The sequence below is a fragment of the Sphingobacterium sp. 2149 genome, from assembly GCF_031455655.1.
Classification (GTDB): domain Bacteria; phylum Bacteroidota; class Bacteroidia; order Sphingobacteriales; family Sphingobacteriaceae; genus Sphingobacterium.
This window is the reverse complement of record NZ_JAVDTD010000002.1, coordinates 459,766-475,381: the sequence shown is the minus strand read 5'-3', so window position 1 is coordinate 475,381 and position 15,616 is coordinate 459,766. Positions and strand designations below refer to the sequence as shown.

Annotated in this window: 15 protein-coding genes; 4 read left to right on the top strand and 11 right to left on the bottom strand. The window is 37.7% G+C overall.

Annotated features, from left to right (window positions below; genetic code table 11):
* Positions 1-83 precede the first annotated feature (83 nt).
* Positions 84-839, top strand: coding sequence for a DUF6263 family protein (locus J2X77_RS04330; RefSeq protein ID WP_209576934.1), 756 nt, complete (start codon positions 84-86; stop codon positions 837-839).
* 63 nt (positions 840-902) lie between these two features.
* Here J2X77_RS04330 and gcvH read toward each other — a convergent pair whose 3' ends face one another.
* The gene (gcvH, locus tag J2X77_RS04325; protein ID WP_209576936.1) at positions 903-1,283 is read right to left on the bottom strand and encodes a glycine cleavage system protein GcvH; all 381 of its coding nucleotides are present in this window, start codon (positions 1,281-1,283) and stop codon (positions 903-905) included.
* Positions 1,284-1,383: 100 nt separating this feature from the next.
* Here gcvH and J2X77_RS04320 point away from each other — a divergent pair, with 100 nt between their 5' ends.
* On the top strand, positions 1,384-2,580 hold the full coding sequence (locus tag J2X77_RS04320) for an anhydro-N-acetylmuramic acid kinase (protein ID WP_310079277.1): 1,197 nt from the start codon (positions 1,384-1,386) through the stop codon (positions 2,578-2,580).
* Here J2X77_RS04320 and J2X77_RS04315 read toward each other — a convergent pair whose 3' ends face one another.
* From J2X77_RS04315 to J2X77_RS04270, 10 genes are all read right to left on the bottom strand, one after another.
* A complete protein-coding gene (locus J2X77_RS04315; protein ID WP_209576940.1) occupies positions 2,581-3,252 on the bottom strand; it encodes a DUF2461 domain-containing protein in 672 nt (223 codons plus the stop codon).
* A gap of 7 nt (positions 3,253-3,259) precedes the next feature.
* Positions 3,260-4,060, bottom strand: coding sequence for a phosphatidate cytidylyltransferase (locus J2X77_RS04310; RefSeq protein ID WP_209576942.1), 801 nt, complete (start codon positions 4,058-4,060; stop codon positions 3,260-3,262).
* On the bottom strand, positions 4,057-4,272 hold the full coding sequence (locus tag J2X77_RS04305) for a DUF2007 domain-containing protein (protein WP_209576943.1): 216 nt from the start codon (positions 4,270-4,272) through the stop codon (positions 4,057-4,059). Before J2X77_RS04305 ends, J2X77_RS04310 begins: the two co-directional genes overlap by 4 nt.
* Positions 4,247-5,050 (bottom strand): CPBP family intramembrane glutamic endopeptidase, encoded by an 804-nt coding sequence (locus tag J2X77_RS04300; RefSeq protein ID WP_310079274.1) that lies wholly within the window; start codon positions 5,048-5,050, stop codon positions 4,247-4,249. Before J2X77_RS04300 ends, J2X77_RS04305 begins: the two co-directional genes overlap by 26 nt.
* A 282-nt stretch (positions 5,051-5,332) precedes the next feature.
* The gene (locus tag J2X77_RS04295) at positions 5,333-8,650 is read right to left on the bottom strand and encodes a PDZ domain-containing protein (RefSeq protein WP_310079272.1); all 3,318 of its coding nucleotides are present in this window, start codon (positions 8,648-8,650) and stop codon (positions 5,333-5,335) included.
* A gap of 142 nt (positions 8,651-8,792) precedes the next feature.
* Positions 8,793-9,545, bottom strand: a complete 753-nt coding sequence (locus tag J2X77_RS04290; protein ID WP_209576949.1) for a zinc ribbon domain-containing protein — start codon at positions 9,543-9,545, stop codon at positions 8,793-8,795.
* Positions 9,545-10,645: a Nif3-like dinuclear metal center hexameric protein gene (locus J2X77_RS04285; protein ID WP_209576951.1), complete on the bottom strand. Its 1,101-nt coding sequence runs from the start codon at positions 10,643-10,645 to the stop codon at positions 9,545-9,547. The genes J2X77_RS04290 and J2X77_RS04285 overlap by 1 nt, the downstream gene beginning before the upstream one ends.
* Complete coding sequence (locus J2X77_RS04280) at positions 10,635-11,120, bottom strand: hypothetical protein (protein ID WP_293880261.1); 486 nt, start codon at positions 11,118-11,120, stop codon at positions 10,635-10,637. Before J2X77_RS04280 ends, J2X77_RS04285 begins: the two co-directional genes overlap by 11 nt.
* A gap of 15 nt (positions 11,121-11,135) precedes the next feature.
* Positions 11,136-11,897, bottom strand: coding sequence for an alpha/beta fold hydrolase (locus tag J2X77_RS04275; RefSeq protein ID WP_209576953.1), 762 nt, complete (start codon positions 11,895-11,897; stop codon positions 11,136-11,138).
* A 203-nt stretch (positions 11,898-12,100) separates the two neighbouring features.
* Complete coding sequence (locus J2X77_RS04270; RefSeq protein ID WP_209576954.1) at positions 12,101-12,811, bottom strand: SAM-dependent methyltransferase; 711 nt, start codon at positions 12,809-12,811, stop codon at positions 12,101-12,103.
* Positions 12,812-12,960: 149 nt separating this feature from the next.
* On the opposite strand from J2X77_RS04270, the gene apaG reads away from it, so the two are divergent.
* Entirely contained in the window at positions 12,961-13,347 is a 387-nt protein-coding gene (gene apaG / locus J2X77_RS04265) for a Co2+/Mg2+ efflux protein ApaG (protein ID WP_209576955.1), read from the top strand.
* A 348-nt stretch (positions 13,348-13,695) separates the two neighbouring features.
* Complete coding sequence (locus tag J2X77_RS04260; protein ID WP_310079265.1) at positions 13,696-15,561, top strand: ABC-F family ATP-binding cassette domain-containing protein; 1,866 nt, start codon at positions 13,696-13,698, stop codon at positions 15,559-15,561.
* Positions 15,562-15,616: the final 55 nt, after the last annotated feature.

Sequence of the window (15,616 nt, the reverse complement as noted above, 5' to 3'; positions counted from 1 at the left end):
AATCCCTTTTACCACGTAGAAGGGATTTTTTTATATATTTAAATTGCCCAATTATTACTGATAAAAACATAAAAATTATAGATATGAAAAAATTAAGAATAACCTCATTGATCGCGGTATTTGCTTTCTTTGTTCTCGCGGCTTCCGCACAAAAGAAATATACACTACGCGTAAATCCGGATGCAGGAAAAAAGATTTCACAAAACCTGAGTATGACCATGGACATCGATGCCGCTGGTCAAAAAATGACTACAGATCTCAACATGGGGTTTGATATAACCAATACAGCAACAAAAGATAATTCATTCGCATTTGATTTAAAATACACAGGAATCAATATGAAAATGAATATGGCAGGAATGGACATGGCATATGACTCAAAAAATCCAGAAGCTAATGATTTTTCTAAGCAGATGCATGCTACGTTAGGCAAGCTGCTAGAAAATAATATAACCTTCAATGTAAACCAACTTGGTAAGTCGTCGGATATCAAATTACCTGAAGGCATCAATATGCCGTTTGACAAAAGTATGTTCGAAAATATCAGCACTGTATTACCTGAGCAACCTGTTACCATCGGAGATTCATGGACATCAAAAACAGAATCTGATGATTCAGGAATAATGGTAGAAAGCAAAATGACATTAATCGAGGCAAATGAGCTTGGTTACAAAGTAAATGTGGAAGGAAAGATGTTTGGTCCTGATGCAAACCAGGTCGGCAATCTCCAAGGTTTTTATGTTTTGGATAAAAAAACCTGTCTTACCAAGGCAACCGAAATGATAAGTGATGTAGATATGCCGGAAGCCAAAATAAAGACCACATTAAAAAGTCAATAAACCATCGATTAGAACAAAAAAATAGGGACCTGTTGGTCCCTATTTCATATAGATAGTTTTAAACTACGCGTTAATCTCTTCTTTGTATTGCTCAGCGGTGAACAAAGCGTCTACATCAGCAGCGTTGTTCAATTTAATACGAACAATCCAACCTTCTCCATACGGATCAGAATTGACCAACTCAGGAGATGCATCAATAGCCTCATTAACAGATAAAATTGTAGCTGATACAGGCAAAAACAAATCAGAAACAGTTTTTACCGCTTCAATTGTTCCGAAAACTTCATTTGCGGCAATTTCATCACCTACAGTGTTAATGTCAACAAAAACGATGTCTCCCAATTCACGTTGAGCGAAATCAGTAATCCCTACAACTGCTTCATCACCTTCAACACGAATCCATTCGTGATCTTTGGTGTATTTCAATTCTGCTGGAAAATTCATTGTATTTAATTTTTTGATTTTTAATGCCGTGAAGTTACAAAATATCTTCAATTGTCAAAAATGATATTCATCATAACATTTTTGTGCTTAATTTTAAGCTATGAATCTTCAAATCGAAAGACTTTACCAAATTTCACGAAAGAAAGCGCGACTCATTATTGGCCTGATGTCCGGCACTTCACTAGATGGGTTAGACATTGCACTATGCCGCATAGAGCATGCAGGAAAAATAACAAAAATACAGCTGGAGAAATTTTCTACCATGGAGTATGACGACGAATTTAGGACACGAGTTCGAGAAGTTTTTGCAAAACGCCATATCGATCAGCAGCTCTTTTCCGGACTCAATGCCTACATTGGAATAACCCATGCAAATTTAATCAATGCAGCTTTAAAACAATGGAATATTGCGAACAGTGAGATTGATTGTATAGCCAGTCATGGACAGACAGTTTACCATGCTCCCAAATCGTTGACAAAAGATCAAAATTGGCCAAATAGTACCTTACAGATCGGAGATGGGGATCATATTGCAGTGCATACAGGTATCATAACCCTATCAGACTTTAGACAGAAGCATATCGCTGCAGGGGGAGAGGGGGCACCTTTAGCAGCTTATGGCGACTACCTACTTTTTTCACATCCGACAGAAAATCGTTTCTTACTGAATATTGGAGGGATTTCTAATTTCACATTTATCCCAAGCCACCAAACCAAGTTGAAAGCATATGCTACTGACCTAGGCCCGGGAAATACCATGATGAATCAATACATGAAGACGCACTTTGATACAGAAATGGACAAGGATGCTCAGATGGCAAAAACTGGCTGTGTAAATGAAGATTTATTGAATCAGCTTTTGGCGGAAGAGTTTCTAACACTACCCTTTCCAAAAACTACTGGCCCAGAACTATTTAATCTGACCTATCTCCAACGAGCACAGCATAGCTCTAAGACAACAGATCTGCCTCACAAAGATGTCATGGCTACCCTTAATCGTTTCGCTGCTCAAGCGATGGTTAATGGAATTCGCAGCCAGACTGAAGGTCTATCCGATATCGCCGTTTATATCAGCGGCGGAGGGCTACATAATCCTTTGCTGTTTGATTATATCAAAACAAGTTTACCAACGTGTAAGGTGCAAAGTTTTGCAACATTAGGTATAGATCCTGATGCAAAAGAAGCCGTTCTCTTTGCGCTATTGGCAAACGAAACCCTAGCGGGCAACAAATCCAATGTAGCGTATATCAAAGATTCTCCCGCTGTATGTATGGGTAAAATTAGCTTACCCGAATAGTTATTCTGTATCGATGGCTTCTTGTAAAAACTCCTTGAAAGGAAGCATACTTTTATAAGACGCCACGATATTATCCAGTGCATTTTTCGCAGATAGCTCTTTTACAGTTAACGATCTGTCCAACACAAAGCTCTTTAATTTGATCAGGTCAATAAAAGGATTATCTTCGTTATAACCAGCAGGAGCACGTTTTAACAGATCCTCTTTAAATAACGCAATTTTATTTTCGGACAACACCTCTTTCAAAATATCATCTAGCTTACCACCATTATAATCGATTTCTTGCCTAATTGCTTCTAAATGTTGCTTTTCAGGTCGCCAGTAGCCACATGCTATAAATGAATTTTCCGCACCGATATGGATATAGTACTCTGGTCCTTGTAGCTTTCTCCCATCTACAGATATCCCTGCACCAAACCAGCTTTTGTAAGGTGTTTTATCCGTTGAAAAACGCGTATCGCGGTAAATCCGAAATAGACATTTGCTGGCCTGTATGGTGGTATTAATTTTAGGATCAAACTCACTTAAAGCCGCAATTAAATCCGTTAAAAAGCTTCTTACATCAACTAATGCGGCTTCATACTTTGCCCTGTTATCAGCAAACCATTCCCGAGAATTATTAGCTTTCAATTCCGTCAAAAAATCAAAAGTAGATTTTTGAATGTGACTCATATTACGATCAATTAATTAAAATTAAGAAAACATAGACCATTGGCGCAGCCAATAACAATCCGTCAAATCTATCCAAAAACCCTCCATGCCCAGGTAATATATTACCCGAGTCTTTGACCTGTAGGCTACGCTTTAACATAGACTCGACCAAATCCCCCAATGTACCCACAACGCTAATAATTACCGCAACAGTTATCCATTGCCAAAGCGGTAAATAACTGAAATACTTCTCCAGATTCACCGCGGCAACAATAGCCAAAATCAATCCCCCGAAAAAACCTTCCCATGTCTTTTTAGGCGAAATTCTTTCAAATAATTTACGCTTTCCAAAGCTTCGTCCAGCCAAATATGCGCCAGTATCATTTGTCCACAATAAAATTAAAAAACCTAAGGGAAGCACATAATTAAAACTACCCTGCATAAACCCTAGTTTGGAAAATAGGAAAAAAGGCAGTGTAACATAAGCTATACCCAAAAAAGTATAGGCGATGTCGTTAAAAGGGAACTTTCGTTTCTGAAAAAGTGAAACAATATAAGTCACGCTTACAATAGGAATCATCAGCGCCAAAAACTTAACATTTAATAGGTCCAATGAAATCAATGAACCTAAAATAAATAGCAGCAAAGCCAATAGTATGCCTAACCATTTATTTGGAGCGCGTTCATCCGACGAAACGATCCCATAAAATTCATAAAGGCACCATGTACTGAGCAATGTAAAAAAGATGGAGTAAACGTATGCCCCAAAAAGAGTGGCTGCTATCATGACAGCTACAAAGATTACTCCTGTTATTGCTCTTGTTTTCATAAATTAATATCCCCTTCTGCTTCTTCAATTAGTCGTTCAGCCATTTCGATAGATCCTTCGTTGACATAAAGTTCAATTTTTCCAAATAGATAAGAAGAATCTTGCTTATTCAAAACAACAGCAGGAATTCCATGCTCTTCCAACATTTGTTTGACTATCTCTGCCTGAATAGCATTTGTATATGTTTTAATTTTTTTCCAATCGTTCTCCATTGTTTTCTTTTTGGGTGGTTCGATAAAATAAGAGTACAAAAATAAGAGTAAAAATGAAGGCTACAAGATATATCCACCAAGATTGTAACTCAAATGCATTGAGCTCATCATAGCTTTTTCCTTGCCTAGCATAATAGAATGAGATAACCGTAGCTCCCGCATTGTTAACAAAATGCCCGAAGATGGGCAATAGGATGTTTTTGCTCCATAGATAGAGATAACCAAAAAAAGCACCCAAGAGCAAGCGGGGTACAAAACCAAAAAATTGCAGATGTATTGCACTAAAAATAACCGCTACAATCCAGATAACAACGTGGGGATTATGCAACCATCTTCCGACTATATTTTGTAAAACACCTCGAAATAACAATTCCTCTCCGATGGCAGGTATCAGCGCCAACACAATGATATTGAACAGAAAACCAAGAATGCTCGATTCCATAATAATACCCCGAATAAGATCTCCGGAATCCTTTTCACTCTGTTCCATCCAAAGCTGTACCGATTTCATATTCTCTGGAAGTTTTAACGACTCATTCCAGTGACCGATCAAATTCATCACCGGCATAAAAGCAAGCATAGCCAGAAAGATATAGGCAAACTGTATTGCGTTAGGCTTATCATCAAGACGGAAATACTTAATTCCATAGCCCTCCCGCGTATCCATCAAATAAGCAGGAATCACAAATGATCCTAAACTACTCATTAACAATAAAAGGCGCATTTCATTGGCCGATCCATTCATGACCGCCGCTAATGAAAAAACCTGTCCCGTCATTTTATAATAAAAAAACAACGCGATAAAATAGACTACTTGTGATATGAAAGTAAAACCGATAACCATTAAAATCAACCGCAACAACGATTGAAAAGGGTGGGTAGTTTGCGCTGGAAACATATGTATTAAATATACGCTAAAGATAACAATAAAAGCAGGTAAAGCCAATAAATAGCCGAATGCTGATCCATTCAAAATCATCAAAAGTTGCTATTGTATATGATCTAATCGCATCAAAAAGGGCTTTGAAAATTTTCAAAGCCCTTTTTGATGCGTATCTCATTAATTTACCCGAACTGGGTCTGCTGGCTTCTGAAGATTTTTGTATGGATAAGTTTTCATTTCATCCAACAGTATTTTCACTGTTTTCTCCAGTTGAGGATCACGACCTTCCAAAAGATCTTTCGGCAATTGTTCGATAAAAACATCCGGAGCAACGCCTTCATTTTCGATGATCCAATTTCCTTTGAGGTCATACACACCGAAGTTTGGAGATGTTATCCGGCCTCCATCCAGCAATGGAGGATAACCACTGATACCCACTAAGATTCCCATTGTGGTGCGCCCCACCAATTTGCCCAAGCCTTTAAAACGGAACATATAAGGCATCATATCACCGCCAGAACCGGCATTTTCATTGATGATCATGGCTTTCGGTCCATAAATACCGTTACCGGGTGTCGTGAATCCTTTTCCATCACGAATGCCCCAGCCGGCAATTAACTCGCGGGACAAGAGGTCGATCACATAATCAGCAACCCATCCACCACCATTGTTCCTTTCGTCCATCAGAAGAGCCTTTTTATCCATCTGAGCGAAGTAATAACGATTGAAATAAGTATACCCCTCAGGACCGGTGTTCGGCATGTACACGTAAGCTATTTGGCCATTACTCAAATCATTCACTCTTTTACGGTTTCGCTCTACCCATTCCATGCTACGCAAGTTCATTTCATCACCAAAAGAAATCGGTTTAACGATGACTTCACGTGCGCCAACCAATGAAGGTTTTGAATTGATCTTGAGCATCACTTGCTTCCCGACAGTATTGTCAAATAGGCTATAGATATCTTTATCTTCAGTCAATTCTGTACCATTCACAGCAACAATATAATCTCCTTCCTTGATGTTCAATCCAGGTTCAGCCAATGGTGCTTTGAAAGACGGATTCCATTCTAGACGCGTAAATAATTTAGCGATCTGATAGTATCCATTCTTTAGCGTATAATCAGCTCCAAGCACACCAACAGAAACTGAAGGTGTAGAAGGCTGATCTCCGGGATAAATATAATTATGTCCTACGACCATTTCTCCCATCATTTCATTCAATAAATAACCGAGATCAGAACGATGGTTGACAAAAGGTAGGAATTTTTCATATTTAGCTTTCATTGCTTTCCAATCGGCACCATGCATATTTTCCACATAAAAATAATCCTTTTGCATTGACCAAACTTCATTGAACACTTGCTTCCATTCCGCTGCAGGATCCACCAGTTGCTGGATTCCAGCTAATTTAATTTCTCCAGCAGTAGGTGAGGCAACTTTTTGTCCAGCATTTACAATATTAAATCCATTTCCCGTTTGGAACAACATTTTCTTACCATCAGCACTAATAACGTAACTACGTGCATTTTCCACTAAGGTTTTGTTTTCAAGTTCCTTAAAATCATAGGCACCAATCGTTCCACCGCGTTGATAGGTCAATTGATTAGGTACTAAACCATTCAAGTTCCAATAAGGTCCTGCCGGTAAAGGAAGCGCAACAATTCTATTTTCTATACGATCGAAATCAACCTGAATAGATTTGTCGATTGGCTTGCTTGTCACTGCGGCTTCCTTTTTATCTTTTTTAGGAGATTTCTTATCGTTCTCTTTTAAGCGCTCCTTTTTATTAGTTTCTCCTTCTTCCTTTTTATCTGCGTTTTCTTCACGGATTTGCTCCTCATCACTATCATTTTTAAAGAAAGATGGCGTTTTGCTCGAAAGAATAAAAGCATAAACTGCATAGTCTACATTTCGCTGTACAGCGGACATATGTAAACCAGAATTCGTTAAACCTGTATTGGTACTTGCCGTAAAAAATAAATATTTACCGTCTTGAGAGAATGCCGTACTACGAGCAGAGCTCATACCATCGGTGATCTGCTGGGTTTTCTTTGTGTCCAAATTGTACATGAATACAGCAGGTACGCCATTTTCCAGCGTACGAATAAAGGATATCCATTTAGAATCTGGAGACCAGCTTGGCTGGAAATGATTGGATACCCGCCCTGTTTGGCCACTTAATTTATCATCAGCAACTTTGACAACTGCTTTAGAAGCGATATCAATATAATACAGATTGAGATGCGAATCATTGTAAAATAATTTCTTTGAATCGGGCGACCAAGTCGGCTCAAAATAGAAATTAGTTTCACCCAAATTAAAATATAATGGTTTATCTTTTCCGAACTGATCTGTCAGCACCAACTGATAAGATCCATTTTTGTCTGAAATATAAGATACCCATTTACCGTTTGGAGACCAATCTGGAAAACGCTCATGAGAACCCGGTGAATTTGATAAATTTCGAGCCTCGCCCTTTTCTTTAGGCACTGTAAATATTTCTCCTCTCGCCTCAAATAGTGCGCGCTGACCGGTTGGTGATAGTGTAGCATAGCGTATATCATCCTTGATATCTTTATAATACGGCCTTTTATACATCACATCCGTGTTTACACTAATATGCAGCGGAGTTACTTTATTATTGCTTAAACTCAACGTATTTAGTGCTCCAGCATATTCAAAAATCAAATCTGTGCCATTCCCATTCAGCGAACGCACATCATAGTCTTTGAAATCTGTTAATTTATCTACCTTCTTGGTTTTGGTATCATAACTGAAGATATTAACGATTTTATCGCGGTCAGATAGGAAATAAACCTTAGTACCCAACCATAATGGCTTAACGTCATTGCTTTTAACTTGTGGAATTGCTTCTATTTCTTTGGTTTTCGTATCGAAGATCCAAATAGTCGGCATACCGCCACCCCGATAACGTTTAAAGGCTACCCGGTCTCTTTCTGTAGGATCGGTATTCTTGATATAGGCCCAATAGCGACCATCTGCAGAAGGGCTGCCTTGCGTGGCTTCAGGCATCATCAATGCCTTGTCCATTCCTGACATTTGTATATTGGAACTATATAATCGCGGACTTAAAGCATAGGTAAAATCTCGCGATGTTGTATAGTATACTTCATCATTGTTGAGCCATCCACGTAATACATCCGAAGAGGGATGATAAGTGATACGCTTGGGTTCACCTCCTGCTACAGGTATTACATAGACGTCGGTATTTCCGTCATAGTTGCCTGTAAATGCCACTTTCTTACCATCAGGAGAAAACATCGGATTCTGTTCTACACCAGGATTGGTTGTTAGTCGTCTCGGATTACTGCCATTTTTGTCAGCAATCCAAATATCTCCACCATAGACAAAAGCGATATTATTAGCGCTTATACTTGGATTTCGAAGCAATAAGGTTTCTTGCGCTTTTGCTGACAGAAAAGTTGTTCCGACCAAAAATGCTGCAATTAGCTTGAAGTGAGTTCTATTCATAAACATGTTAAGGTTAAAATTTACCACATACAAAACTACAATTTTGCACAGTGGACCTAGTTAGTATATCAACAAAGTTGCATAAAAAAATGATTAAAAAAAAAGCCCTGCTAAAAATAGCAGGGCTTTTCTTTATCAACGATTAAAAACCGTACTCTTGTTCGATTTCCAATACAATACCTTCGTCAACTAAAACACGTCCACAGTGTTCGCAAATAATAATTTTTTTGCGCTGGCGGATTTCCGACTGCATCTGAGCAGGAATTTTATTGTGACATCCTGAACAGCTATCGCGGTCAATTGAAACCACAGCAAGTCCATTTTTGAATGAATTACGAAGACGGTAGTATACTTTGTTCAACCGATCTTCTATATTAGCCTCAGCTTCAGTAGCTTTCGCCAACAATCCATCTTCTTCCTTTTGAGTTTCAGAAGTAATGGTTTCCAATTCTTTCTTTTTTCCTTCAAGTTCGCCTTTGCTATACTCAAGATTCCCTACTGTAGTATCGTAGTTTTCTGTTTTATTGCGAATCTCGAATTCTGCTTCTTTAATTCTCTTTTCACAAACCTGAATCTCAAGACCTTGAATTTCAATTTCTTTTGAAATAGCGTCATATTCGCGATTATTCTTTACCTCATTTAGCTGCGACTCATATTTCTTGATAGCAGCTTGGGCATCCTTAATCATGTTTTTACGCTTAACGATCGAATCTTCTAAATCGTCTAAGTCTATTCTGATCTTCTCAATACGAGTTTCTAAACCCGCAATCTCATCTTCAAGATCTGCAACTTCCATAGGTAATTCACCACGAACTTGGCGAATTTTATCTATTTTAGTATGAATGGCTTGCAAAAGCCATAACGCTTTCAATTTTTGTTCTACGGTTTGTTCCATCAACTGTAGTATTTTATAGGGTTTGTATCTATTTCTGTTGTTAAGGTTGCAAAGTTAGGAAATTTTTTCGTAATAATGTCGTACAATAATTCTTGCGTAAATTGTTCGCTCTCAAAATGTCCTGTATCAGCAATGACGATTTCACCTTCAGCATCAAAGAATTCATGATATTTGTAATCGGCCGTCACAAAAAAATCAGCACCCGAACGTTTGGCAGCTCCGAGTAAAAATCCACCTGAGCCACCACAGACAGCTACTCTTCCAACCTTTTTACCTAAAAGCGCTGTATGGCGAATAACATTAAGTCCAAGTTTTTCTTTAAGATAAGCTAAAAAATCCAGTTCATCCATTGGTTCTGCTAAATTTCCGATCATTCCAGCCCCAATCTCACTGGCATTATTCGCAATATCAATCAGATCGTAAGCTACCTCCTCATAGGGATGGGCGTCATAAAGTGCTAAAAGCAACTTACGTTCGATGCTTTTCTGATAAATCACTTCTATCCGGGTTTCTTCAACACGTTCTTGCATGCCAACCTCTCCGATTGCAGGGTCCGCACCAGCCAACGGTCTAAAACTACCATAACCAGCCGTATTAAAGCTACATTGATCGTAATACTTTCCGACTTTTCCGGCTCCTGCATCGAATAAGGCCTGTCGAACATCTTCAACGTGACTTCTCGGAACAAAAACAACCATTTTTCGCAAAATATTTGTTTTAGATTCCAAAATCGCCTGATTCTCCAAACCTAGCTTGGTCGCAATCTTTGTATTCACGCCACCCGTAACATTATCCAGGTTCGTATGAATCGCATACAATGCTATTTTATGTTCGATTGCCTTAATAACCGTACGCTCCACATAATTCTTTCCATTGAATTTCTTCAATCCTTTAAATACAATTGGATGATGTGAAATAATTAAATTACAGCCTTTATCAATAGCTTCCTGGACGACCGATTCCGTACAATCCAACGAAATGAGCACTTTTGTAACCTCCTTATTCGCATCTCCCACAATAAGTCCAGCATTATCATAAGATTCTTGTAAATCTAAAGGAGCAAGCCGCTCCAAATAGTCAATGACATCTTTAATTCTCATGGTTTACAATTACCTCCTTTTCTCTAAATTTATTATGTTCTTCTAAAATCCGCTTATTTGCATTAATTTCAAACCAGTAATTTGCTAAAGTCACAAAATGCATAACAATTAGCACGCCTGAAATAGATAATGGTAATGGAATATTTGTTGCTAAATAAATCCAAGCATATAAGGATCCCTTTCTAAAGGTAGGATTTTCCTCAACGGCGATTTTCCGATCATAGAATTCGTTAATCAAAGAATCCCGCAAACGTGCAGCAACCTGAAAATTCCAATAAATATTCGCCAAAGGGATTGCGACCAACCACGATTGGTTAAGTGTCATTAATCGATTTTCTGGGGCAACCAATTTTAAAGTTTTCCGGATCGTATTTGCAAATAAAAGCCACACGATAATACGTATAGCGACGATAGCCAAGGCTGTATAAATTACCTCCGGCTTACTCAATTCTCTTACTAGTTCCTCTTGCGTCATTGAAATATCTATTGCTTATTTATTTTCCCTTTCTAACAAATCTACTAATTCTTTCAGCTTTTTTATTTGCGGATTGTGATCACCAACAAATTCGATTGTTTTAAAACCAAGACTTTTAGCTTTTTTATAAAATGGATAAAAATCATCCTTCTCCCACGCGGTCCCATCTTCATACGTTAAGATGTAGGTTGTTGGAATCCGATTTCGTTTCGGATTTATCAAATGAATTCTATCTGTAAGTGTTTTTATAGGGTGGGGGACGTCTCTCGGAAACTTAGTATCATCTTTTACCCAAAAAGGAAGAATATAGCTATCCTTTTCAAATTTCAAGAGTCCATTATCCTTACCCGGCTTCTGCATCAAATTTATCACTGATTCCTGGTCTGAAGGAAGGATAGCATCCAAATAAACCATTTTTTTGATTCGATCCGGAAGGCTGTCTGCTACAGCCGTTATAACCATACCACCATAACTATGTCCAACCAAAATGATATCATGAAGATCCTCAAACAAAATTGTATTCACCACATCATTTACATGAGTTTGCAGTCCAATAGATGAATCTGCTAGATGATAACGCTCTCCTAAACCAGTTAGTGTGGGACGGTAAATTTTATTTCCTTTTTTCTCCAATTCGGTAGCCGTATTTTTAAACTGCCAGGCACCGCCCCATGCCCCATGAACTATTACATAGGTAGAAGACTGTGCATAAAGACATTTGCCTAAAATAGTTAATGAAAAACAGAACATTAAACCAAATAATCTACAGTATTTCATATCGTTATATTTTTGAGTAATTTATATCAATTTATCTTTGTTTTACAGCGAATTATTCTATTCATCTTATTCTCACATAAAATTGAAGGATAAAAGACAAAATGTAAGCACTCACTCAACTTCTAAAAACAACTGAAAACCTATTTCCAGCAATTTTACAGCCTTATTATATAGTACCAAATAAATAGGGTAGGGGAGAACCATCAAACATACAAAAGGAATATAGTCGGTCTTTTATGAAAATCATCCTTTCGTTTTCGCCATTCAGCAATTGTAAAGCTCTGTATGGATTCATCTGGGGCTGTCATATTGGATGCTATACACAGTAAGGTCGACGGCTTACAGGTTTTCAGCAATTCTGCTAAAAGCTGATTATTCCTAAACGGGGTTTCAATAAAAATCTGCGTTTGTTTTTCACGTCCTGACTGCAGCTCCAGACTTTTAATTTCTTTGGCTCGTTCTATTTTATCGATTGGCAGATAACCATGAAAAGCAAATTTCTGACCACTGAACCCCGATGCCATAAGAGCAAGCAGAATTGAGCTTGGACCAACAAGTGGAACAACTTTGATTCCCAGCTGATGAGCACGGGCAACAATTGAAGCGCCCGGGTCAGCCACACCGGGGCATCCTGCTTCCGACATCAAACCCACATTCTTACCCTGCGTTAGGCCATCAAAAAAATCATTCATATTTCCTTTATCGCGCGCATGTTTCCCATAGTCATGAATTTTGAGTGCGCTCTGCGGAATCTTTAAACCCGCAAGTTTTAGAAATTTACGTGCTGTCTTTTCGTTTTCCACAATATACTCGTCCAATGAATTTATCGTTTCCACCAAAAAAGGAGTAAACGACTGGAAAGCTGCATCTTCACTCAAAGGAACAGGAATTAAATATAATATGCCATTTGCCATAATACAAACGTACTAATTAAGCTCGATTTGACTATACTAATTTTAAACTTAGCATTATTTAACCTTTTTAAATCATTAAAATTTCGAATTTTAAACTCATTATTAGTATTTTAGCATAAATATTTAGTGCAACAATAAACATCATTCAAATGATCACACAAATTACAGAAGGCGTAAAAATCTCGGTTGAAACCATCTATCAATCTGAGTATTCGAATCCGGACCGTGAACATTTTATGTTTGCTTATCATATTAGCATAGAAAATCTCAGCGATTACACTGTTCAATTGATAAGCCGCTATTGGAAAATTTTTGATGCAAAAGGAGACTATAGAGAAGTATCAGGTGATGGTGTAGTAGGAGAACAACCCGTTATTGAGCCTGGACAAACCCATCAATATACTTCAGGTTGCAATCTCAATAGCGAATTCGGATTTATGGAAGGATATTATAATATGATCCGAACACTAGACAACAGCAGCTTTCATGTTGAAATACCACGGTTCAATCTGATTGCAGATTACGCGTTGAATTAATTTTATCAAGGCAGTATCATTATTGCCAATTAATCATCCAACGAAGCTTTTTTCGCATCGAATAAGAAACTATTTCTTTATTTTTGCGAGCGTTCCAAATTAGCGGGTTATACCTATTCCATTTGAATTCACGCTTCATGTGATGGAAAAAGGTAAACCGAATACAGAACGCCACCCAATGGATTAAATTAGTCAGCAATCAAAAAGATTATTGATTTAATATACAAATAACTGATAATCAGAAATTTAATAAAAGATTATCAACACAATACCTACTACCGGGAATAGAGATCTCCTGGAAGTTACCGTGTTGTGTAATTTAATGAATATAATTTAGGGTGATATAACGTGAGTATTTTAGCTACAGAACAAGTCAGCCATTCTTTCCACGATCGATGGCTTTTTAAAGATTTACATTTCGGACTCCAAAAAGGAGATCGAGTAGCCTTGGTCGGAATCAATGGAACAGGTAAGTCAACCTTACTTGCCATTTTAGCAGAACGAATTCTACCGACTTCTGGAAAGGTTGTAAAAGAAAAAGGCATAAAAATTGGCTTCTTAGAACAGGATCCTGATTTCACAGGATTAAAATCTATCAATGATTTTATTTATAGTGCAGACAATGACCAACAACGTCTTATCCGCGAATACGAAGAACTTCTTTCGGAAAGTAATATCGATGAAAAGAAGCTAGAAGATCTAACGGAAAAAATAAGCTCTTTGAATGCGTGGGAATATGAACATAATATAAAGACGATTCTCAATCGGCTAAATATTATGGATTTTCATCAGGATATTAAAAGTCTTTCAGGGGGTCAACGAAAACGGCTGGCATTAGCCAAACTTTTAATCGATGAACCTGATATCTATATCCTCGATGAACCTACCAACCACTTGGATATAGAAACCATTGAGTGGCTGGAAAAGCTGTTGACAACAGGAAGCAAAACCGTTCTTTTGGTCACTCACGATCGGTACTTTTTAGACAATATCTGTACAGAGATCCGCGAACTGGATAGGGGTAATCTCTATAATTATAAAGGAAACTATTCGTATTTTCTAGAGAAAAAATCAGAAAGAGAAGCTATCGATGCAGTAATGGTAGAGAAGAGCAGAAATCTTCTTCGTCGCGAATTGGAATGGATGCGACGTCAACCTCAAGCACGCGGTACCAAATCAAAATCGCGTATCGATGCATATTATGAATTGGAAGAAAAATCTAAAGCTATTAAAGGAAACGACTCGGTACAACTTAGTGTAAAAGTGAGTCGACAGGGATCGAAAATATTGGAATTAGATAAAGTTTCGAAACGTTATGGCGCAAAAGAAATCATACAGGATTTTTCCTATACGTTCAAAAAAGGAGATCGTATCGGTCTAGCTGGAAAAAATGGAACGGGAAAATCTACCTTTTTAAACTTGATCGCTGGTGAAGAATATCCTGACGCTGGAGTTATCGCTGTTGGAGAAACAACAGTATATGGATATTATAAACAAGGCGGATTGGAAGCAAATGAAAATGACCGTGTATTGGATGTTGTGAAGAATGTAGCAGATTATATTGAGATGGCAAACGGAGAGGTAATCACAGCTTCCCAGTTACTAACTCACTTTTTATTTCCTCCTGAAAAACAGTTTGGTTTTGTAAACAAGTTGAGTGGAGGAGAAAGAAAACGGCTACAGCTCATGCGTGTGTTAATGCGGAATCCAAATTTTCTTATACTCGATGAGCCTTCAAATGACTTAGATATCGACACCTTAAATGTATTGGAAGATTTTCTCGATAACTACAAGGGGGTACTCATCCTGGTATCACATGATAGATATTTATTAGATAAACTAACGGACCAACTTTTTATTTTCGAAGGAAGAGGGAGAGTCCAAATCTACAATGGAAACTATGCTGACTTCAAACTCGAACAAGATGAGATCCAAAAGGCAGAGAAAGAAAGACAGAAAAAAAACATTCAAGAACAGGTAAAGCCAATTTTAAAAGAAGAGAAGAAAAAGCTTTCTTACAAAGAACAGCTGGAGTATAATAAACTCGAACAAGAGATAGAAAATCTCGAGCAAAATATAAAATTGAAAACGGAAGAGCTTAATCAGTTAACAGATCATCTAAAGCTTTCCACACTTGCAGAGGAAATTGAATCGATACAAAAGAAGATAGATGAGAAATCAGAGAGGTGGTTATATCTTGCTGATTTTATGTAAAATTTCATAAAGCGTTTCACGTGGAACGAAGAGAAAGCTTAAATTTGTAAACAAA

Excerpts from the sequence above, each read along its gene's own strand:
- J2X77_RS04330 (WP_209576934.1), top strand. The coding sequence starts at position 84 with ATGAAAAAATTAAGAATAACCTCATTGATCGCGGTATTTGCTTTCTTT.
- gcvH (WP_209576936.1), bottom strand. The coding sequence starts at position 1,283 with ATGAATTTTCCAGCAGAATTGAAATACACCAAAGATCACGAATGGATT.
- J2X77_RS04320 (WP_310079277.1), top strand. The coding sequence starts at position 1,384 with ATGAATCTTCAAATCGAAAGACTTTACCAAATTTCACGAAAGAAAGCG.
- J2X77_RS04315 (WP_209576940.1), bottom strand. The coding sequence starts at position 3,252 with ATGAGTCACATTCAAAAATCTACTTTTGATTTTTTGACGGAATTGAAA.
- J2X77_RS04310 (WP_209576942.1), bottom strand. The coding sequence starts at position 4,060 with ATGAAAACAAGAGCAATAACAGGAGTAATCTTTGTAGCTGTCATGATA.
- J2X77_RS04305 (WP_209576943.1), bottom strand. The coding sequence starts at position 4,272 with ATGGAGAACGATTGGAAAAAAATTAAAACATATACAAATGCTATTCAG.
- J2X77_RS04300 (WP_310079274.1), bottom strand. The coding sequence starts at position 5,050 with ATGACGGGACAGGTTTTTTCATTAGCGGCGGTCATGAATGGATCGGCC.
- J2X77_RS04295 (WP_310079272.1), bottom strand. The coding sequence starts at position 8,650 with ATGAATAGAACTCACTTCAAGCTAATTGCAGCATTTTTGGTCGGAACA.
- J2X77_RS04290 (WP_209576949.1), bottom strand. The coding sequence starts at position 9,545 with ATGGAACAAACCGTAGAACAAAAATTGAAAGCGTTATGGCTTTTGCAA.
- J2X77_RS04285 (WP_209576951.1), bottom strand. The coding sequence starts at position 10,645 with ATGAGAATTAAAGATGTCATTGACTATTTGGAGCGGCTTGCTCCTTTA.
- J2X77_RS04280 (WP_293880261.1), bottom strand. The coding sequence starts at position 11,120 with ATGACGCAAGAGGAACTAGTAAGAGAATTGAGTAAGCCGGAGGTAATT.
- J2X77_RS04275 (WP_209576953.1), bottom strand. The coding sequence starts at position 11,897 with ATGAAATACTGTAGATTATTTGGTTTAATGTTCTGTTTTTCATTAACT.
- J2X77_RS04270 (WP_209576954.1), bottom strand. The coding sequence starts at position 12,811 with ATGGCAAATGGCATATTATATTTAATTCCTGTTCCTTTGAGTGAAGAT.
- apaG (WP_209576955.1), top strand. The coding sequence starts at position 12,961 with ATGATCACACAAATTACAGAAGGCGTAAAAATCTCGGTTGAAACCATC.